The sequence below is a fragment of the Rhodococcus sp. D-46 genome (assembly GCF_011290655.1).
GTDB lineage: Bacteria > Actinomycetota > Actinomycetes > Mycobacteriales > Mycobacteriaceae > Rhodococcus_F > Rhodococcus_F qingshengii.
Map to the genome: position 1 here is coordinate 715296 of NZ_JAANTF010000001.1, position 20140 is coordinate 735435.

Genomic DNA, 20140 nt, shown 5'->3' on the forward strand with positions numbered 1-20140 from the left:
CCTCATTCGAAAGGGATGAGAGGCGCATTTCATCTTTCTGGCGCACTTACGATTCGGGCATGAAACGTGTGTGGGAAGGTGTGCGGCGCTACGGCAAAACGCTGCACTCGGTCGGGTTGTCGTTCGGTCTGGTGTTTTTCGTCCTCTCGATGAGCCCGTCCCTCTTACCGCGCGCGTGGTACCTGCAGGGCGTGGCAACCGGTATTTCCGTCGCCACCGGGTACGGCATCGGTGTGAGCGTGGCGTGGATGATCCGCAAATGCGGAGTCGAACCGAGATGGTCGGACCGGACCAAGCGGATCGGTTGGGCCGTACTCGCCGTACTGGCAGTGATATTGGTGCCTCTGTTTCTGATCTTGGGTTCGTGGTGGCAGCAGATCGTCCGTGATCTGGTCGAGGCGCCTCGCGTGAACCGGGCGAACTATCTTCTGGTGCTGCTGATTTCGCTGGTGGTGTGGTTGACCTTGTTGGAGGTGGGTCGTGGTCTGCGGTATCTCACCAGAGGGCTCGCTGCCGTTGCTCTGCGGTTTGTTCCCAAGGAAGCAGCGAAAGTCGCGAGCTTGGTCGTCGTCTTCGCGTTGGCGATCTTCGTCGTCAACGGTGCCCTCTACAACGGGCTCATCGCTTTTGCGAACTGGAGTTTCTCCGGCGCGGACAACGACACGCCCGATGGTATCGACCAGCCTCTGATCGCCGAACGCAGTGGTTCACCCATGTCTGCCGAGGCATGGGATTCGCTGGGCAAGGAGGGTCGCACTTTCATGGGTAGCGGGCCGTCTGCGGTGCAGATTTCCGCGCTGACCGGCCGGGACGCGAAGCAACCCATCCGCGTGTACGCCGGCCGTGAGTCGTCGGATTCCGTCGACGGTGTCGCGCAGCGGGTCGTCAACGAACTCGAGCGCACCGGCGGCTTCGACCGTGCCGTCCTGGCAGTAGTGACCACCACCGGCCGCGGCTGGGTGAACGACGACGTGGCGTCCGCTTTCGAATACGTCCAGGGCGGCGACACCGCCATCGCGGCGATGCAGTACTCGTTCCTTCCCAGCCCTTTGGCATTCATCGCCGATCGCGAAACCCCGATGGCCGCAGGCCGGGCGCTGTTCAACTCTGTCTATGCGAAGTGGATCGATCTGCCGCTCGACAAGCGCCCCAAGCTTGTCGTTTTCGGCGAGAGCCTCGGATCGTACGGGGGGCAGGCCGCGTTCGCGGGAGCACAGGACATGGCGACGCGGGTGGATGGGGCGTTGTGGTCGGGGACTCCGAACTTCACCGCTCAATGGCAGGAGATCACCAGCAGTCGTGACTCCGGCTCACGGGAAGCCGTGCCGGTGATCGACGACGGGCAGTCGATTCGTTTCGCTGCCTATCCGGAGGATCTCGAACTGGATGCGCCGTGGAACGACTCACGCGTCATGTACTGGCAGCACGCCAGCGACCCAATTGTCTGGTGGTCTTTCGACCTGCTTCTGAACAAGCCGGACTGGCTTGCCGAGCCTCTCGGCCGTGATGTCGATCCGGGAATGACGTGGATACCGTTCGTGACATTCTGGCAGGTGACACTCGACATGGTCTTCTCGGCGGACGTTCCGCCAGGTCACGGGCACAACTACGGTGCCGAGGCGGCGGACATGTGGGCGCGGATCCTGCACCCCGACAACTGGTCTCAGTCGGACACCGACGCGATTCGCGGCGCTCTGACGAACGACTTTCAACCCACCAAGTAGTAGTGCGGAGTGCGGACCTCGTGACGGTCTCTCGTCGTTGGACCGGGAGTACTCGCTCTAGATCGTTCTATCACTGTTTGTCAGCTATCTAACAAGGAGCGCGATGCATTCATCAAGAACACTCGTAGCTGCGGTGGCGCTGAGCGCGATCACTGTATTTGCCGGGGCTGGGTCCGCGGTTGCCGCGCCGGCGGTCGGATCTGTCGATTTCGGTTCGTCGAGCGGATCCGGATCAGGAACCGGTTCGGCTAGCGGATCCGAATCTGGTTCTGTCGATTTCGGATCCGGCGGACCGGACGTCGAGCATCCGGTGTCGACCTGCTTCTGGTCCGTGCCGATCAATCCCGAGCGCGCGGACCCACAGCTCAACTACGCCTTTCCTGACACTGCGGCGATTTACTGGGCTGCGCAGTTCACAATCCCCGAGAACGCCGAGTTGGTTATCCGAGGGCAGTATGCGCATGCGCGCTATCAGTCGTTGAACTCGTACAACGCGGCAACCGCGATGCCGACCGCCGTCCTCAATGACATTTCGACAGCTCCCGACGCAGGTTCGCGCAACACCTATCTTCCCGGTGCCGATCGATCGAACGAAAGTGCCAGGTCGTACACGGCTTCCGTCCTCAACGAGGCCTCGCCTGTTGAGCCGAAACCCAACACCTTGTATGCCGGTGTGCCAGGTCAGGACCGGATAAGCCTGCTTTATCGCATCTACCTGCCGGACAACGGGCGTGATCTCACCGGCGGCGTTGGACTGCCTGAGCCAGAGCTGCACCTTCCCGGTGGTCAAGTGCTGCGGGGGCAGGATCTGTGTTCAGCGGTCGGTGCGGACAACGGAATCTTGAAGCCGGCTTCGCTGCCGTTAGACACGTACAAGGCATTGCGTGACCAACCGGGCAAGCCTGCGACATTCCCTTCCGAGCAGGCACCAGTCTGGCGGGCGTACTACAGCGCCGAGTTCACGCTCGGCTGTACCTATCTCGGCAAATGCGATGGCACACCCCAGCGGGTGGGCGGGCAGTACTCCAACATCGACAACAGCTACGTCACAGCCGAAGTCAACCGTGGGTTCGGCGAAGTTCTAGTACTTCGGGGAGAGTTGCCGAGGACTCCGAAGACTACAGGCGGCGCAAAGAATCTCGACAGCGCGGTCGACATGCGGTTCTGGTCGATGTGCAGCAATGAATCGCTGGCAACGACGAAGGTAGCGACGTGTCTGTTCGACGAGCAGATGGCCACTGATGCGGATGGTCGCTACACGATTGTCGCGTCGCTCCCTGAAGACCGACCCGCAAACGCTACGAAGGAATGTGGGGTGTCATGGCTTTCGCTCTCGCCGGCCGGTGACGGCGCAGGGCATCCCGACGATTCCCTCTTGATCATGCGGAACATGCTGCCGGCCAAGGACTTCAGCCACGCTGCACACGATACCAAGACGCCCGGCGACGAGAAGGCCGTGATGGGAGAGTATTTGCCGGACGGGCAATATACGTCCAAGCTCGCGTTCGAGGGCAGTGGCTGCGCGAAGTAACCCGTCTTTACGCGTGAGGTCACTACTCGAGATTGTGTCTGGTGATCCTCCTCGATGATGTCGGCTGCGCTCTGCTGCGAGCGCAGCCGACACACCGTTAGCCAAGTCTTTTCGCGATCTTCGGTGGGGAATCGAGGCCTGCGGTTCAGGCACTCATCCCTTTCGAATGAGGCATCAACTACGCAGGCGCTCGCAGTGTCAGCATTGTCGCGCAGCGGTATCAGCTGTGCTCTGTTGTCCGCCGTGGCGGACAGGGGCGCCTTTTCTCGCCTACCGCCTATCCTGCTTGCTGCAATCAGAAATGAGTTTTGACATGGGTTCCGTTGTCGGAGAACTTCTCCCATTGGCCGTCGGTGTCGCCGTGTCGCCGGTGGCCGTCATCGCCACTATCTTGATGTTGCTCTCCAAGCGAGCGGGTAGCACCAGCGCCGGGTTCGCGGTGGGCTGGTTACTCGGAATCTTCATCGCTACAGTTCTTTTCGTCATCTTGTCCAGTGCCGTCAGCACGTCAGACGACGGACCGTCCGCCACGGTTTCGTGGATCAAACTAGCTCTCGGTGTCCTCCTGTTGGCCGTCGGGGTCAAGCAGTGGCGGGGGCGCAGCGGCGAGCACGAAACACCGAAGTGGATGCAAGCCGTCGACGAGATGACCGCGGTCAAGGGATTGGGCCTTGGATTCGCGCTCGCCGCGATCAACCCGAAGAACCTGCTCATGTGCATCGCGGCCGGAGTGTCGATCGGCTCGGCGTCGTTGGCGACCAGCGGAGCGATCACCTCGATTCTCGTATTCACGGTCATCGCCAGTTCAACTGTCGCGATCCCGGTCATCGGATACCTGGTGGCTGCTGATCGCCTGCGAAAGCCATTGGCCTATCTCAAAGTCTGGCTCGAGGACAACAACACCACGGTGATGAGTGTGTTGATCTTGGTCGTCGGAGTTGTTCTGATCGGCAAGGGAATTGGCGGAATCTTCTGATACCCGCTCTTTCGCGTGGTGTGAACGCGCGATTCCCGGATGATCGTTCGATCAGGCGCGCTTGACCGCGTAGTCGCCGTCGGCGTGACCGATCAGTTGCCATCCGCCCTCGATCGGGGACAGTCGGACGTCGGAGAGATTCGTGGTCTCGAGCTGTGGCCGGTCGGTGCCGGGGTACCAGGCCTCGACCCGTCCGGTGCCGCTCCCGTCAAACCCGTCACGCGATACCTCCGTCAGCGAGCCGGGCGCTGCCCGCGGATACGCTCGCGAGAGTGGCGCGGCGAATCCCTCTACGAGCCCGAGTGATTCACCGGACGGGCAGTCGATGCGATTCAGATTTCCCTGCGGCTGGTGGGTATTGCCGTCGCGAACCGGGTGGGGGTCACCGCACGCTTGTGTCCACGACCACCACGCGCCGCCCATCCGGTACCTGTCGGTGGCATCGACGAAGCGGTCGACGTCTGCTCTCTGCTCGTCGGCATCCCCGAACCAACCCCATTCACCCGTCCACAACGGGGCGTCGTACCAGGCGGCAGCGCGGTCGGCGATCTTGAACCCGTCTTCGATTCCGGGAAATTCGCTACTGACCGTTATCGATTCGCTGTAGAGATGGGGCGAGAAGACCACCAGAGGATCGGTCAGGTAATGGCGAGGGGGCAGCGCGTCGAGGCCGAAAGCCGACCAGATCGCGCTGGGCTCGAAGAACACGAGGTGTGGAAATCCTCCTGCTTCGGCCTGCCTGATGGCGTGGGTGGCCCGCTTGTAGAACTGCCCGATCTGATCAGCTGCCGTGAATGGATCGCGCAGGCCGGGGTTCGGTTCGTTCAACAGGTCGTATCCGGCTACAGCTGGTTCGTCTTTGAACTCGGCAGCCAACCGCGCCCACGTCGCGACGAGGCGACTCTGGATTCCTTGCTCGTCGTCGTAGAACGCCTGGAAGGCATGGGCGATCGCGGGTGCGGCTTCCCTGAGTCCACCGATGTTGCAGGTTGTCCATCCGCCGGTCAGGGTTGCCCACTCGGGTGCGCCGTCCCAGCCGACTCCCGGCCGCATGAATGACGGGCACGACTGGTCGCTCGGGGTGCCGACGTACGGGCCCCATGCATCCTGATGCATGTCGAGAACGGTGTAGATGCCGTGGTCTTTTGCATCCTCGACCGCTACTCGAACGCGGTCGACGTACGCAGTGTCGAATGCACCGCGGATCGGTTCCAGGAGGGACCACGCGACGTTGAGTCGGACGACGTTGAAGCCCAGCGCTGCCATCTGCGCGAAGTCCGTTCTTCCCAGCGGCGTAACGGTGGGTAGACCGGTGCCGTTGGTTGCGTAGTCATTGAGACCGTTGGCGTTCACGCCGCGGAGCAACACCGTTCGTCCGTCGACGTCCTTGATCGTTCGATCTGCGACGGTCAGTTGGGGGAGAGTCCAGCCCGGATCCGGTGGTGCAGCGTTCGCCGCCGGAGTTGCAATCTGGAGGACCAGGATTGCGAGGGTGGCAAGCAACAGCGCACGCATCCATCGACCTTTCTAGACAAACGTCCAATTCCGAGTCGAGGCTAGCGTGAGAAGACCTCTTTCCGGCGCGGTTTGCTCATACCTGTCACGGCCCCGCGTTGCCGAGAACACGTCGGACACGTGCTCCTGCTGGAGGTGTCATCATTGTCGACAAGTCTCGACCCGAGGGAGCCCCGGTGAAGCTTGCATTGACTGATCTGATCGAACAAATGCCTCGTGACGATTTGGCGAGTACGCGAGCGTTCTATGCGTCGCGGCCTGCCGGTGTCGGTCCGAGTTCCCTGCAGGAACTGCTTGTGGTGCGAGCATCCAGGGTGGTTGATCCCACGGCGAGCCGGGCTGTTGAACACACACTCGACATCGAGGGCCGATCCGTTTCGGTGCGCGTAGTCACTCCGAAAGACGGCGATGTCAACGGGGTCTATCTGTATCTTCCGGGTGGGGGTTTCTACATGAGTTCAGCGGCCAGCGCTGACGCCCGAAGCATGAGACTTGCCGACGAGGTCGGGGTGGTAGTGGTTACCGTCGATTACCGGCTTGCACCGGAATTCCCTTGGCCGGCAGCGCCGGACGATTGTGAGGCAGTCGCCTTGTGGCTGCTTGAGGTCGCTGCCGAACGGTTCGGGACGACCAGGCTCGCCATCGGTGGCATGTCGGCGGGAGCAACCTTGGTGACGACGACGTTGCTGCGCCTTCGTGATCGAGGTCTGGCCAAGGCATTTTCGGGTGCGGTGCTGGAAGCGGGCACGTACGACGTCAGTGCCCAGACTCCCGCGGGCCGCACCATCAGCGACGAATACTTCATCGAAGCCTACGTCGGCCATGTCGATGATCGCACTCTTCCGGATATTTCTCCGACATTCGGCGACCTCAGCGGCCTGCCGCCGACCCTCGTTGTCGTTGGATCAGAAGACGTGGTCCTGGCAGAGAACCTTGCCATGGTGGCGCGACTGTCGGCGGCCGGAAACGACGTCGACTTGCGTCTCTATCCTGATGTCCCGCATGGATTTACAAACCATCCAACGCCTGTTGCCCGGCGTGCTGCGCTAGATATGGGTGCTTGGCTTCGGAATCGACTCGACTCCGACCCCGCGTGACAAGCACGGGCGCGGTTCAGTGTGCCGAGGAAAAGCGGACTGTGTTCGGTGTCAGATCTTGGCGAGCGTTTTACGATGAAACAATTCGAGGCTCACCATGGATTTCATCAGGCCGTCGAGGGTTCGCGCATCCCATCCAGTCAGATGCTGCCAGCGGTCGAGTCGATAGGTGACAGAGTTCGCATGTAGGTGGATGTCACGGGCGGCGGCGCTGACAGAGAACCCGCTTCGCGCGAAGGCGCGGACGGCGTCCATCAGATGTGAGTGCTCTTCGGCCACAGATGCCCCGGCCTGTAGAAGCGGCAGCAGCTCGTCCTGGTGGGTGGCAAGAGTGGCGATGAGCCATTCGTCGGCAAAACTGACCGTCGTGCCCGGCGCTGTCGCCAACTGCAATGTGCGCTCGGCGTCGGTGATGCTTTGAGCTGCGCCGACGAGCCCGACCCGGGGCATCCCGATACCTAGTGACGTTCGTGGATGATCTCGCATGATTGCGTGGATGACTTCGGTTGGTTCGCCCTGACACATCACGATTACTCGGGAGCCATGTCGACTGCAATGCGCGACAACATGCACGGAATCCAGGGTTCGTTGCAGGTGTTCCACTTGTGCTTCTGACCATTCGTCCTCGACGGCCGACAGTGCTTGGAACGATTTCTGTGTATCGAATCCGAGGGTTTGTGCCAGCTCTCGGGCGTTGCTCAGTTCCATATCCGTTGCACTGTGCAGTGTTTCGAAGAATCGGTATCGAACGCCGGCGCGGATGGCCTGCTCGCTGCGCGTTGCCTCGGAGTGTCCGACTGCGACTGCGCTCGTCGCGGCGTGAACGAGGTCCCAAAGTTTGCCGCCTGCTTGCAGCAGCTCGTGTGTTGGTTTCGTGGACCGCTGGACCATCGTGTCCCAGAGCTCACGAGATGCAATGTGATAGGTCTCGATGACATCGGAGAGGGGGAGCCCTTGCATCGCGCGACGGCGCCCGAGTTCGCGGTTTCGGTCGGTGTCTTCTGTGGTGATCGTTTCGTTCTCGGCGACGGCACACAGCATTGCGGACAACTGTTTGCGGATGTAGTTGCCTTGCTCGGCCACTGGTACCGCGGAGTAGGCCGGGAGTTCGCTGCGAATCTGTTGTACCGCGCGCTCGGTGAGCGCTTCGAGCTCGTCGGAAACCTCGCGACACAACCGTCGGATCGTGTCTTCTTCGACGTCGGTTACGTCCACGGGGTTACTCCTTTGTGCGTGCTTGGTCTTGCGTCCCGTGAATTTCACGAACGAGCGTCGTGGATTCCGGGGTTCACCCATGGTCCCGCCATAGTGACGGGAGGCACACTCAACGCTAGACCGGACGACGATTCGACGGCAAAACGCCCCTCGCCTCATCTGCTCCGGATCGATCAACGGCTAAGGAGCCACAATCATGTCCAACGAGGCGAAGAGTGCCTTGCTCGCAATCGGAGTTCCGTTCGTCGGGGTGCTGGGCGGGATAGTTGCGCTCTCCGGATCCGAACTGACTGTTCTCGGATTTCCCATTTTGTTCGCGTGGCTTTTCCTGTGGATGCCGCTGACCTCGTTGTGTCTCCACATGGCATGGAAGTTCTTTGACCGCAAGGACTTCGAGGAAGCGGAACGAAACGAACTGGCTCAGGCCAAGACCGAGATCGGGGATCCGACATGATCGCTGCAACATTTACGCTCGTGCTACTCCTCGCGCTCGGCGCCGGAGTGCTTTCACGCCGTGGAAGCAAAAAAGAGATCTCCGACTACCTCGTGGGCGGGCGGTCTTTCGGTCCCGTGCTGGTTTTCATCCTGGGAGCAGGTGAGGCCTACAGCATCGGCACGCTCATTGGATTTCCCGGGGGTGTGTACGCCCACGGGGCAAGCTACGGCGTCTGGTTCATCGGATACATCTTGCTTGCCTACCCGATCGGATACTTCTTTGCGCCCTATCTCTGGCGGGCAGGCAAGCGGTATAACGCGATGACGCTGCCCGATGTGGCAGGGCGGCACTTTCGGTCGCGCGGGTTGGAACTGACAATCGCGATTGCCTCGGTAGTCTTCCTCATTCCCTGGGGGCAGTTGCAGCTTGCCGGCCTCCAGGTCGCACTGAGCGGACTTGGCATCACCATCAACCCGACGGTGGCGGTTTTCGTCGGCGCTGCGCTTGCTCTGCTCTTCCTCCTGCTTTCGGGTGTGCGTGCACCGGCGTTCGTGTCTTACGTCAAGGACGCAGCTCTGCTGTTGGGAGCGATCCTGATCGGACTGGCCGCCACGGCCAAATCGGGCGGTATCACGAAGCTCTTTGCCGATGCGGCATCCCATGGGGCCGGGCAGGCCTCGCAATCCACCGTCACCGGTTCGTCGCTGACCTTCGTTCTCACCACAATTGTGTTCCAGTCACTCGGTTTTTTCGTTTTCCCCTTCATCGTGCAAGCGGTGCTATCGGCGAAGTCCGAGGCAACCCTCAAGCGAGTCGCCCGATTCAACCCGCTGTACATGCTCATGTATCCCTTCCTCGTCGCTGCTGCCTTCGGCGCAATTTCATTGCTGCCCAACAAGCTCGAGGGCGCAGAGTCCAATGAGGTCCTCCTGCAACTGTCCCGCCTCGTGCTCCCGGACTGGCTGACCGGAGTGGTGGCGGGTGGTGCGGCACTGTGCGCGATCGTTGTTCTGTGTGGCTCGGCGCTGGGAATCGGCTCGATCGTCTCGCGAAACATCGTTCCTGGAATACCCGAATCACGTCAGAGAGTGTGGGTGCGCGGGGTCATAGTCGCCTACCTCGGCCTCTCGCTGATCCTCACCCTCGCCGCACCCCAATTGCTGCTGACGCTGGTGAATACCGCGTATTACGGGGTGACCCAGGCCGTGGTGGTGTTCGCGACGATGATCTTCGGATGGAAGCTGCGACCGGCAGCGCTCGCGATGGGCGTGGTGCTCGGCGACGTGCTGGTGCTCTGGCTGTACCTCGACACACACGGCACGGTATCGATGTGGTTGGCGGACAAAGGCATGAACATCGGTGCCGCAGCCCTTGTTCTGAACGTGTTGTTCGTGTCCGCCACCCGGGTGATGTGGCCTCCTGTCGAAGCGGTTTCGGGCCTCCGTGCAGAAAATCGATCGGCACCAGTGCCTTGCCCCGCAGTCCCGACCGCGAAGGCGGATATCCGATGACTCGGACACTACTCACCGCAGATGCAATCCTCACCCAAGACGCAGCGTCACCCCAGGTTGAGGCGCTCGTCCTCGATGGAGGCCTGGTTGTCGCCACCGGAAGTCGAAAGGACATGGGGGAGTACGCCGGACCGGAAACTCGTCGGCTCGATCTCGCCGGCGCTACTGTGATCCCGGGGCTGATCGAGTCGCACATTCACCCGACCTACTCCGGCTTGACTGACGGATGGGCCGATTGCCGGACGCCACCGTGCGCCTCGATCACGGATATCCAAGGGGCTCTGCGGAACTCCACTCCCACTCACGGCTGGATACGTGGATGGGGGTACGACGACACACAACTTCGAGAAGGTCGCCATCTCACACGCGATGACCTCGACGCAGTCTGCACCGACCGCCCGATCATCGTTCTGCATATCTCGGGGCACTTTGCGGTGGCAAACACTGTTGCGCTTGCAACTGCAGGCATCGACGAATCGACGGTGGATCCCGGGGACTCGCAGTTTCCGCGTGGGGCGGACGGGAGGCTCACAGGGATGGCCTGGGAAATCGACGCCGTGGCACGGTTGAGTGGCGCGATACCAGACCTGACACAGGCAGAGGTGCAGACCGCGTTGCTGCGTAGCTTGACACTGGCGCGTTCGCGAGGAATCACGACCGTCCACGATCTAGGGGTCGGCCTGTCGGCGGGCATGCAGGAGTTGGCCGCCTATCGTGCCCTGGACACCATGGGCGAGATGCCCGTGCACACGGTTGGCTTCCTTCGGGGTGATCTCGCGATCGCAGAACTGGAGGAAAGGAACATCGCTTTCACGGCTGCACCGGCCCCAGGGTCACGCTTCCGCCTGGCCGGCGCCAAATTCTGGGCGGATGGGTCCATTCAAGGATTGTCTGCAGCCTTGCGAACTCCGTATACCTGCAGCCCGAACCATCACGGTGATCTGCTCTATCCGCAGGAGCAACTCGACGACATGGTTCTCCAGGTGCACCGCGAGGGAGGTCAGGTCGCGGTGCACGCCAACGGCGATGCGGCTGTAGCCGCCGCCATCGCGGCGCTGCGCAGTGCGCACCGCAGTGACGGACGTCGAGCGCGGCACCGTATCGAGCACTGCCAGGTGAGTGGGCCTGCGGATCTCGAGGCGATACGTGATGCCGAGATCGGGGTGAGCTTTTTCGTCAACCATGTTTTTCATTGGGGCGATCGTCACCGTGACCGTTTCCTCGGTCCTGAGAGAGCCGGCAACCTGGACCCGCTGGCGTGCGCCGATGACATCGGCTTGAAATTCGGGCTGCACTCGGATTGCCCGATAACGCCGATGGATCCCCTCCAGACGATTAGGACTGCTGTGAATCGGCTGACCATGGGCGGTGCCGTGCTTGGCGCCCACCAACGGATCGGAGTGCAGCGTGCAGTGCAGGCCATGACTGTGGACAGTGCGTACTTGGTCCATGACGAAGGACGGGTGGGGATCTTGGCGCCGGGTCGTCGTGCGGACCTTGTCGCGCTCGACGGCACTCTTGCTGCTCTCGCAGACGCTTCGTCCGACATTCCTCAGCCTGCACTGGTCATGGTCGACGGCCGGTAGCGCATGAGATTGATTTCGTCCCAACGGATACCAGCTCGAGGTGGAGATTCGTGCAGTTGCTCGACAGTGAAGTTGTTCGGCGCTGTGCAGTTACGGCTGCCGCCGCGGCCGCGGTCTGTCGTTCGATCGGGCCCGGCGTGGTCGATGGCGACGCAGTGACGGGCAAGAGTTTCTTCCTGCAGGATGGCGGCTGGCCGGGCACCTGAACACATGTCCGGTTTCTGGAGCAAAGTCGGGACGAGGAGCGTGCCACCCTTGTAATCTCGCACGGGAGTTTGCGGGGCGCGGGGTATCCCGCACAGCGAATGAGAGGATGAAGGTGACAACTGTCTACACGCGCCGCCGAGGGGCGCGCCCTTTCGGAATCGCCCTCGCTGCGCTGGTCGCTATGGGTGCGGCCCTGACAGGCCCCACACTCGCCTCCGCTTCGAGCGGCGACCTGCAATTGGGTTCGAGTCAGTTCGGATCGTCCGGGGAGCAACCGCCGCTGCCGGAGATCCCACCGCCGTCCGCGGCCGAGATCAGGCTCGACGAGGCGCGGAACTTCCGCGATATCGGCGGGTATCGGACTACCGACGGCAGGACCGTCCGGACAGGCCTGGTGTTCCGTTCCAACAAGCTCAGCTCGCTCAATGAGACTGATCTGGCAAAACTCACCGCCGCGAACCTGACCCTCGACGTCGACCTGCGCAACGCCTCCGAACGTGCGGAGGATCCCGATCGGATCCCCGCCGGGGTCACCTACCAGGTCGCCGACGTCGTCAGTATCGAACACGGCATCGCGTTCCACGAGTTCGTTCCCCTGACCCTCGGTCGCGCGTTGATCGACGGCGCAGTCAAGGGAACCTCGAACATCGGCCAGAGCATCGGCTACCCGTTCATGGTCAACTACCGTGGTTCCGATGTCGCCTTCCGTGACCTGCTGACTGCGATCGCGAACAACTCCGACGGCGCAACCGTCTACCACTGCAGTGCAGGGAAGGACCGCACCGGTTGGGGTACCGCGATCCTGCTGACCATTCTGGGTGTCCCGCGTGAGTTCATCAGTGCCGATTTCATGGCGTCGAACACGTACCTGGGCCGGGACGACGCGGTGGACCTGTCGTGGCTCGATGCGGCGTATGCACAGGTGGACCGGCTCTACGGCGGTATGGATACTTACGTACGGGAGGGCCTCGGCGTCGACCAGGGCACTGTCGACTCTCTGCGCGCCAAGCTTCTCCTCTAAGCGGAGCTCCACGCCCGGCTTCTTGCCTACTCGGACCTTCTTCTGTCCCAGTGCGACCTGTGGTTGCGGGAGCGCGCGATTGTGTGGCGCCGCTCCTGGGGTGGGCCCGAGGTTTCTTGGCCGTGTGCGATCACCAAGTGGCGCAAGAACTTGGCGCGCAAGAATCACGACTGGTCATGGACTCGACGCTGGCCAATTGGTCAGCATCGAATCGAGAGCCTCGAGGATTCTTGCCCAGCTTTCGGCGCTGTCCGGTGCACTGTGGCTGAACGATCCACCCAGCTCGAGGCTGGCGTACCCATGAAAAACGCTGCCGAGCAACCGAACTGCGTGGGTCTGATCGAGATCGGTGAGGTTGTACCCGCGCAGAATCGATCGCATCATCTGCGAGTGTCTGAAACCCGCGCTCGCGGCCGCGGCCTCCGGGGTGAGGCGCATCTGTGACGCGGCGTACCGACCAGGGTGTGACCTCGCGTAGTTGCGGTACACGTTCGCGAAGGCGGTCAAGGCGTCGCGGCCGGACCGACCGGCCACGGCGTCGGCAGCCTGGTCGGCCATCTCTTCCAAGGCAAGCAGCGCGATTCTGGTTTTGAGGTCGTTCGAACTTTTCACGTGCGAGTACAGGCTTGCGACCTTGACGTCGAACGCTCTGGCGACCGCCGATACGGTCACCTGCTCGAAGCCCACCTCGTCGGCCAATTCGGCGCCCGCCACGGCGAGGCGTTCGGGTGTCAGTCCTGCGCGAGGCATGTCCGTTGGTCCTGTTCGTCGAGAAGTGAAACCGCTTGCCTAAATAGTATAGGCAAATTACTGTGTGCTGTAGTTAAAACCTTCGCAACTTATCTACAGGTGAATGAGATGAACAGCCAGAGCAGCTGGATTACTACCGTAATTTCCGAGGACATCGTGCGCGGAGCCCTCGAGCTCGAGCGGACCGAACGCGGTGTGCTGACACACCGTCTGCCTGCCAGAGCTCGCACGCAATTCGCTGACGGGCAGATGGCAATGGCGCAATCACAACCGTCCGGAGTGCGGCTGGTGTTCCGAACCAGCGCTACGGCCATCGAACTCGACACTCTGCCCACGAAAATGATCTACATCGGTGCTCCGCCGAGGCCGCAAGGGGTGTACGACCTGATCGTCGACGGCGAACCAACCGGGCACGCAATCGCTGAGGGTGGCAACACGGTGACGATCGACATGGCGACCGGTACCGCTCAGAGACAATCCGGACCCGTCAGCACCATCCGCTTCGCGGACTTGCCCGCGCGATCCAAGACCGTCGAGATCTGGTTGCCGCACAACGAAACCACCGAACTTGTCGCATTGCGAACCGACGCCCCGCTCGAACTCGCAGTCGGCACGAAGCGTGATGTGTGGCTCCATCACGGAAGCTCGATCAGTCAAGGCTCCGGCGCTGAAAGTCCCTCCCGCACTTGGCCTGCTCTCGCAGCCTCCCTCGGCGGCGTGGATCTGATCAACCTCGGGTTCAGCGGCAGCGCTCTGCTGGACCAGTACGTCGCCCGCGCTATGCGAGACACTCCTGCCGACCTCATCAGCATCAAGATGGGCATCAATCTGGTCAACTCCGACGTGATGCGCCTGCGGGCCTTCACGTCGGCAATGCACGGCTTCCTCGACACGGTCCGCGACGGTCATCCAGTGGCTCCACTGCTGGTCGTCTCGCCTGTCTATTGCCCGATTCACGAAGACACGCCTGGACCTGGTGCATTCGATTTCGACGCGCTTGCCAGAGGCGAAATGCGATTCGTTGCTACCGGCGATCCCGCCGAGCGCGCAGCCGGAAAGCTGACGCTGCGCTCTATTCGGGAAGAGTTGGCGCGCATCGTAACCCAGCGATCGGCGGATGATCCCAATCTGCATTACGTCGACGGGTGCGATCTCTATGGTGCGGCCGAGAACGAAGAGTTGCCGCTTCCCGATCAGCTCCATCCGGACGCTGCGACGCACCGTCTCATCGGCGAACGCTTTGCCCAACGGGTATTCGCAGACGACGGCGCATTCGCACGCACGGTGTGATCGCGCAATCTGGTTCGATCGGATTTCACACGATTTGACCCTGACGTAGCGTGAGGGCTCACGATGGCTTCATGACCGATACTTACCCGGCATTCGACATCAGCCCCGTCCCTGTCCCCGCTACAGACGCCGTGCCTCCGGAACAGTTCCGAGGTCTCTACGGAATGCCCATGTTCGTGTCGGTTCCGACATCGGATCTGGCCGAATCTGCCGACTTCTGGATCCGTGGGCTCGGTTTCTTCGACCTCTTTTCGGTACCGGATCGACTGACGCACCTGCGACGCTGGGCATTTCAAGACGTTCTGCTCGTGCCCGGCGAATGTGCAGATTCACCACCGTCCGTCAGTGTGAGCTTTGCGTGTGTGCTGAGTCAGATGGACCAGATAGCACAGGCGTGTGAGGAATTGCGGCCCGGATGCACCAGCGGTCCACATCTGAAGCCGTGGAATTCACTGGAGTTGGAGATTGTGACACCGGAGAACGCGCGCGTGATCATGACGGCCGCTCGTCCGTACGACCCGAACAGTGCCGAGGCCGAGCATCTGCGAGGCATGGGAATTGACGGACCCGACGACTGAACCGAGGTCTGACGCTGTGGCCTCCCGAACCGCGTCTGTCAGACTGGATCACGTGACGGACCAACTCTTCGGAGACGAGGCAGACAGTGCTCTCACTGTCGGTGCTGCCGCATCACGACTAGGCATAACCGTACGTACCCTCCATCATTGGGACGCAATCGGTTTGGTGCGTCCGTCCGGGCGCAGTGACGGGGGCTACCGGCTGTACACCGACGCGGACCTCGGTCGCATCGGCCGGGTGCTTGTCTACCGTGACGTGGGTTTGTCGCTCGACGAGATCGGGATATTGCTCGATGCGCCCGCAGCCCACGTGGACGAGACGCTGCGTGGGCAGCGCGCCGAGTTGCGGCAACGGATAGCCGACTTGGAGGAACTGGGCGAGTCCTTGGATCGCATCATCGATGCCAGGAAGTCGGGTGTGCTGTTGCCGGCACACGAGCAGGTCTCGATCTTCGGCCGACACTGGCAGCCGTCATGGGGACCTGAGGCGCACGAGCGTTGGGGTGACAGTGCGCAGTGGGCGCAGCACGCGGAACGGTCGGTGGGTAGGACCGCTGAGGATTGGCAGAAGATCGCCGACTGCGTCGAGACGCTCAACGAAGATCTGGCGCTGGCCTGCCGATCCGGTGTCGAACCGGGAAGCGGCGAGGCGAATTTGCTGGCAGAACGGCACCGAGCGTCGATCGGGGTTTACTTCGACTGCACACATTCGATGCAGGTGTGTCTGGGACGGATGTACGTGGCCGATCCGGGATTCACCGCGTTCTACGAGCAGGTCGAGACCGGTCTGACAGTGTGGCTCCGCGCTGTCATCGATGCGAATGCTCGGGCCAACGGGGTTGCCCCCGAATCGGCGACGTGGGTGTGAGTGAGCTGGTGGTCGCTCGTCAGTCCAAAGACGCACACGCAGTGCACCACGGTCGGCCGTCGACTCCGTGGGCACGATGGGACACTGCGATGCGCGCGGCCAAAATGCAGCTTTCGTTGTCGTGATAGACGTCGAGATCCGAAGGAACCGTCGAGTGGAACGCCGGGACCTTCATGTCTACCTCCGTTGTGGCTCGCCAGGGAGTTGGCTCGTTGCGGCAATCCTCCCACCACAGAGATCATCTCGCCTGTCGGCACAAGCAGGGCCGTTGCTCGGCCAAATTGCCAGGGGTCGACACGTGCGGTCCCGTCCGCGCGATTGTGCAGCCCCGCAGCGACTTACAGGTGTGGTTACTTGATCGCCCTGCCTTCCGAACAGATGCGCACTGCGCGCGGGGTGTGATCTTCGACGGCGCTCACCGCAGAGAATCCCGCAGGGATAGGCTGGACGGATGCGTGGAGAGTACAAGGTTCCTGGTGGAAAACTGGTCGCGGTCGACGTCGAGGTGGCGGACGGTCGGCTGTCCGAAGTCGCAGTCTCGGGGGACTTCTTCCTCGAGCCCGACAGCGCGCTCGACGACATCAACGCGGCGTTGCGCGGAATGCCCGCCGACTCGGATGCAGAACAGTTGGCGCATGCCATCTCCACTGCGCTCGACGAGTCCGTCTCGATGATCGGCTTCACGCCGCAGTCGGTCGGCATCGCGATCCGGCGCGCACTCGGCCACGCCACGAGCTGGGCGGATCACACCTTCGACCTCATCCCGCCGGTGGTTCTCGATCCCGCGATGCACGTCGCGCTGGACGAGGTCATCGCGCGTGAGGTCGCATCGGGTGAGCGTCCGCCGACATTGCGTTTCTGGGACTGGGACTCGCCCTTGGTCGTGATCGGATCGTTCCAGTCCGTGCGTAACGAGGTCGACTCCGAGGCGGCTGCGCGGTACGGCATCGGGGTGGTGCGCCGAATCTCCGGTGGCGGCGCGATGTTCATGGAACCGGGCAACTGCATCACGTACTCGTTGGCAGTACCGGCGTCATTGGTCGAGGGTTTGAGTTTCGAGCAGTCCTACGCGTTTCTCGATCAGTGGGTCATGGGAGCGCTTGCCGAGGTCGGTATCAACGCTCGGTATGTGCCGCTCAACGATATCGCCTCGGACAAGGGCAAGATCGCCGGCGCCGCTCAGAAGCGATTCGCGTCCGGCACTGTGCTCCATCACGTGACCATGGCCTACGACATCGACGCTGAGAAGATGACGCAGGTGTTGCGAATCGGACGAGAGAAGATGTCGGACAAGGGAACCAAGAGTGCGGCCAAGCGCGTCGATCCGCTGCGTTCGCAGACCGGAATGACGCGTGCAGCAATCCTGGAGTCGTTTGCGCAGCACTTTCGAGGTCAATACGACACCCACGACAGCGATTACACGGACTCGGAGTTGGAGCAGGCGCGCAAGCTGGTGGACACGAAGTTCAGAACCGAAGAGTGGACTCACCGCGTCCCGTGAAACCGAGAAACCGGGACGAGACCCGAGCGGTCTCGTCCCGGTCGCCTAGGTAGCCGGAGTCGCTGAGTTTGCCCCGAGGAGCTCGGCGTCGGCCGTCCCGGAGTTCCGCTTCGGAATGGTGAAAGTTGCGCTCACGCACAGGATTGCGATGACGAAGCACGCCACTGTGTACCAGAGGTTCCCGATGGGATCTCCAGCGCTGGTGGAACCGTCGACCGCGTCGAAGAAGTCGGGAAGCGCACTCGCCCACAGGACGGCCATGACAACCAGGTACACCACGCTGTAGATCTGCACGAACCTGTTGGTGTGTGCAGGAGTGTTCGATTCTGCCGAGCGCAGGTGCGTCCATTGGCGGACGAGAACCACGATCGCGACCACTGTGAGGACTGCAAGTTCAGCGGCGTAGAGGAACCCGCGGACAGTGTCGCTTCCCATACCGAAGACCGTCGCCGGGAGCGGGAGAATGAACGTACCCAGCGAGGCCAGCAGGCCGATCACGATGGTGCGCCATACCAATTGAAGTCCGGAGAAGTGCTTGCCGGCATCGACGTGCCGTCCGACGAAGTACTGGACGCAGAATGCCAACGACATCGGCCACAGCGCGGCGAAGACGACCACGCTGGGAAGTGGAACCGCGTTGAACATGGGTTGGTTGATCGGGTTCGACGTCGACCACTCCCACCACCGCAACTGGGGCCCCAGGTGGTCGAAGATTTCGTAGAACGCATGGTGGACGAAGCCGACGCAGACAGCGCCCAGTAGTGGACCGTATCTGCGGAAAACGCCGAGCATTCTGACTATTTCGAAGGCCAACGTCGCCATCAGTGGATAGATGGCAACGATGTACAGCGGCAGTCGACCCCACATGAAGTCGACGGTGAACACGTTGTGCGCGAACATCGTGTCCACTTGTTCTTCGATGCCGAACGCCGCCGGGAAGTACAGCGGAGGCTCGATGATGAACAGGTAGGCGGTGGCGCCGAACCAGAGAACCAGATTGGTGGGGTCGCCGTTGCGGCGCAACCGCACGATCGCCAGGACCAGTGCGAGCACCGAGCCGACGATGATGGTCCATTCGAGGACGGGCAGGGTCCAGTTCTCCAGCGCCGCCGGGTTACGGAACTCGACGAGTCCACCTGCTTCCTGACAGGAGAAACCGAGTTCTGTTGCGAGCTGGGAAAACGTGGGGGAGCAGTGTTCTGCCATCAGTTGGCCCCTGACGTGATCGACTCGGCTTGTGCCTGAGATTCGGCGGTGTACCAGCGTGTGCAGTCGTAGCCGTCGTCGTAACGCTTGAACCACTGGTCGGCGAGTGCGGGGAGTTTCTCGTGGTCCGGGTTGTGATTGGGCATCTGGCTGCGGAAGACACCGCCGAGTGCAACGAGTTGTTCTCCGAGTTGAAGGTGATCGAAGGCGCGAGGCATCGTGCCCTTGGTCAGATACGGAGCGAACGACGTCAGAATCTTCTGCTTGGTGCGGTGGGTGGCGAACATCGACAGTGAGTCGACTTGCCGCTCGGAGAGCGGAACGTGCTGGTTGAAGCCTGCGCAGGCGATACGAATCACCTTCATCACGTGCGCGAAGATCGACGGTGCCATCCGCATCCGGTAAAGCTCGCTTCCGACAACGGAATTGAAGATGATCAGAGCCGAGCTGCGATGCTCGACCTCCTCGACGAAGTGCCAGATGAACAGCGACGCGACGCGGTCGTCTCCCGGGCGGAACAAGGTCGCCTCGTTGTCGAGCATCAGCTTGAACACCGGAGTGAAGGTCGCCTCCAGGTCCGCGGTGTATGCAAGCCGGTAGTTCAGCGAGGTCGCCTCGGTCAGTAGATCGAATTCACCGATCACAGCGTCGAGCGTGTTCTGTAGTCCGGGGTAGCGCCTGATCAGAGCCTTCACATGCTGGCGGTGCGCGGTCGAGTGATGGCCTTCCTGACGCATGAACGCCACGGCTTCCTCGGCCACTTCAGGATCGCTGATCCGCGACTTGGTCTGCATGATCATCTTCACGATCATCTTCTCGAAACCGATGGCCAGGAACGAGACCGCGTTGGACATGCTCGACCAGGCCGGATTCTCCGGGTTCCACAGGAAGGGAACGTCCTGATCCTCGAATCCGAAGTCCATTTTTCGGGGTTGAAGGTTGGTCACTTGTCGAACCTCGTCTTTCGGAGGGGCTGGTCAGGTGGCCGCTCTGGCACTCGAAGCCACGTGTGGCGGTAATCATACATATTGGTGTGCAGTTGTATGTTCACTTTCGGCGAGGGGAGTGAATTCGAGGGGCGCAGATGCAAAACCTGCCTGTGTTAGCCTGTGGCTCTTGGACTTCGAG

19 protein-coding genes are annotated in these 20140 nt (G+C 61.7%); 13 read left to right on the plus strand and 6 right to left on the minus strand.

Annotation, left to right across the window (positions count from 1 at the left end):
* The first annotated feature begins 59 nt into the window (after positions 1-59).
* From G9U53_RS03455 to G9U53_RS03465, 3 genes are all read left to right on the plus strand, one after another.
* Positions 60-1724: an alpha/beta-hydrolase family protein gene (locus G9U53_RS03455; protein WP_047271397.1), complete on the plus strand. Its 1665-nt coding sequence runs from the start codon at positions 60-62 to the stop codon at positions 1722-1724.
* 103 nt (positions 1725-1827) lie between these two features.
* On the plus strand, positions 1828-3255 hold the full coding sequence (locus tag G9U53_RS03460) for a hypothetical protein (protein WP_058038671.1): 1428 nt from the start codon (positions 1828-1830) through the stop codon (positions 3253-3255).
* 313 nt (positions 3256-3568) lie between these two features.
* The gene (locus tag G9U53_RS03465) at positions 3569-4231 is read left to right on the plus strand and encodes a GAP family protein (RefSeq protein WP_058038672.1); all 663 of its coding nucleotides are present in this window, start codon (positions 3569-3571) and stop codon (positions 4229-4231) included.
* A gap of 51 nt (positions 4232-4282) precedes the next feature.
* Here G9U53_RS03465 and G9U53_RS03470 read toward each other — a convergent pair whose 3' ends face one another.
* Positions 4283-5746, minus strand: a complete 1464-nt coding sequence (locus tag G9U53_RS03470) for a cellulase family glycosylhydrolase (protein ID WP_165638324.1) — start codon at positions 5744-5746, stop codon at positions 4283-4285.
* A gap of 176 nt (positions 5747-5922) precedes the next feature.
* On the opposite strand from G9U53_RS03470, the gene G9U53_RS03475 reads away from it, so the two are divergent.
* Positions 5923-6843, plus strand: coding sequence for an alpha/beta hydrolase (locus G9U53_RS03475; protein ID WP_030535590.1), 921 nt, complete (start codon positions 5923-5925; stop codon positions 6841-6843).
* A 51-nt stretch (positions 6844-6894) separates the two neighbouring features.
* On the opposite strand, the gene G9U53_RS03480 is transcribed toward G9U53_RS03475, so the two are convergent.
* Entirely contained in the window at positions 6895-8058 is a 1164-nt protein-coding gene (locus G9U53_RS03480; RefSeq protein ID WP_063316732.1) for a helix-turn-helix domain-containing protein, read from the minus strand.
* A 196-nt stretch (positions 8059-8254) separates the two neighbouring features.
* Here G9U53_RS03480 and G9U53_RS03485 point away from each other — a divergent pair, with 196 nt between their 5' ends.
* The 5 genes from G9U53_RS03485 (at position 8255) to G9U53_RS03505 (ending at position 12819) form a co-directional block, all read left to right on the plus strand.
* Positions 8255-8512, plus strand: a complete 258-nt coding sequence (locus G9U53_RS03485; protein ID WP_003942271.1) for a DUF3311 domain-containing protein — start codon at positions 8255-8257, stop codon at positions 8510-8512.
* On the plus strand, positions 8509-10005 hold the full coding sequence (locus G9U53_RS03490; RefSeq protein ID WP_003942149.1) for a sodium:solute symporter: 1497 nt from the start codon (positions 8509-8511) through the stop codon (positions 10003-10005). The genes G9U53_RS03485 and G9U53_RS03490 overlap by 4 nt, the downstream gene beginning before the upstream one ends.
* Positions 10002-11591, plus strand: a complete 1590-nt coding sequence (locus tag G9U53_RS03495; RefSeq protein WP_063316540.1) for an amidohydrolase — start codon at positions 10002-10004, stop codon at positions 11589-11591. The genes G9U53_RS03490 and G9U53_RS03495 overlap by 4 nt, the downstream gene beginning before the upstream one ends.
* Positions 11592-11641: 50 nt before the next feature.
* Complete coding sequence (locus G9U53_RS03500; protein WP_155419219.1) at positions 11642-11797, plus strand: hypothetical protein; 156 nt, start codon at positions 11642-11644, stop codon at positions 11795-11797.
* A 107-nt stretch (positions 11798-11904) separates the two neighbouring features.
* Positions 11905-12819: a tyrosine-protein phosphatase gene (locus G9U53_RS03505; RefSeq protein ID WP_007735104.1), complete on the plus strand. Its 915-nt coding sequence runs from the start codon at positions 11905-11907 to the stop codon at positions 12817-12819.
* A 174-nt stretch (positions 12820-12993) separates the two neighbouring features.
* Here G9U53_RS03505 and G9U53_RS03510 read toward each other — a convergent pair whose 3' ends face one another.
* Complete coding sequence (locus G9U53_RS03510) at positions 12994-13569, minus strand: TetR/AcrR family transcriptional regulator (RefSeq protein ID WP_030535586.1); 576 nt, start codon at positions 13567-13569, stop codon at positions 12994-12996.
* A 108-nt stretch (positions 13570-13677) separates the two neighbouring features.
* Between G9U53_RS03510 and G9U53_RS03515 the strand changes: the two genes are divergently transcribed.
* From G9U53_RS03515 to G9U53_RS03525, 3 genes are all read left to right on the plus strand, one after another.
* Positions 13678-14859 (plus strand): GDSL-type esterase/lipase family protein, encoded by a 1182-nt coding sequence (locus G9U53_RS03515; RefSeq protein WP_030535585.1) that lies wholly within the window; start codon positions 13678-13680, stop codon positions 14857-14859.
* Between the two features lie 71 nt (positions 14860-14930).
* Positions 14931-15437 carry a glyoxalase/bleomycin resistance/dioxygenase family protein gene (locus G9U53_RS03520; RefSeq protein WP_030535584.1) on the plus strand — a complete coding sequence of 169 codons (507 nt, stop codon included), beginning with the start codon at positions 14931-14933 and terminating at the stop codon, positions 15435-15437.
* Positions 15438-15489: 52 nt separating this feature from the next.
* The gene (locus tag G9U53_RS03525; protein ID WP_064688888.1) at positions 15490-16305 is read left to right on the plus strand and encodes a MerR family transcriptional regulator; all 816 of its coding nucleotides are present in this window, start codon (positions 15490-15492) and stop codon (positions 16303-16305) included.
* A gap of 19 nt (positions 16306-16324) precedes the next feature.
* Here the strand turns inward: G9U53_RS03525 and G9U53_RS03530 are convergent, their stop codons facing one another.
* Complete coding sequence (locus tag G9U53_RS03530) at positions 16325-16480, minus strand: hypothetical protein (RefSeq protein ID WP_165638325.1); 156 nt, start codon at positions 16478-16480, stop codon at positions 16325-16327.
* Positions 16481-16756: 276 nt separating this feature from the next.
* Here G9U53_RS03530 and G9U53_RS03535 point away from each other — a divergent pair, with 276 nt between their 5' ends.
* Positions 16757-17806: a biotin/lipoate A/B protein ligase family protein gene (locus G9U53_RS03535; RefSeq protein WP_003942269.1), complete on the plus strand. Its 1050-nt coding sequence runs from the start codon at positions 16757-16759 to the stop codon at positions 17804-17806.
* A gap of 45 nt (positions 17807-17851) precedes the next feature.
* On the opposite strand, the gene G9U53_RS03540 is transcribed toward G9U53_RS03535, so the two are convergent.
* Positions 17852-19012: a hypothetical protein gene (locus tag G9U53_RS03540; protein WP_058038677.1), complete on the minus strand. Its 1161-nt coding sequence runs from the start codon at positions 19010-19012 to the stop codon at positions 17852-17854.
* Entirely contained in the window at positions 19012-19959 is a 948-nt protein-coding gene (locus tag G9U53_RS03545) for a metal-dependent hydrolase (RefSeq protein ID WP_030535581.1), read from the minus strand. Before G9U53_RS03545 ends, G9U53_RS03540 begins: the two co-directional genes overlap by 1 nt.
* Positions 19960-20140 lie beyond the last annotated feature (181 nt).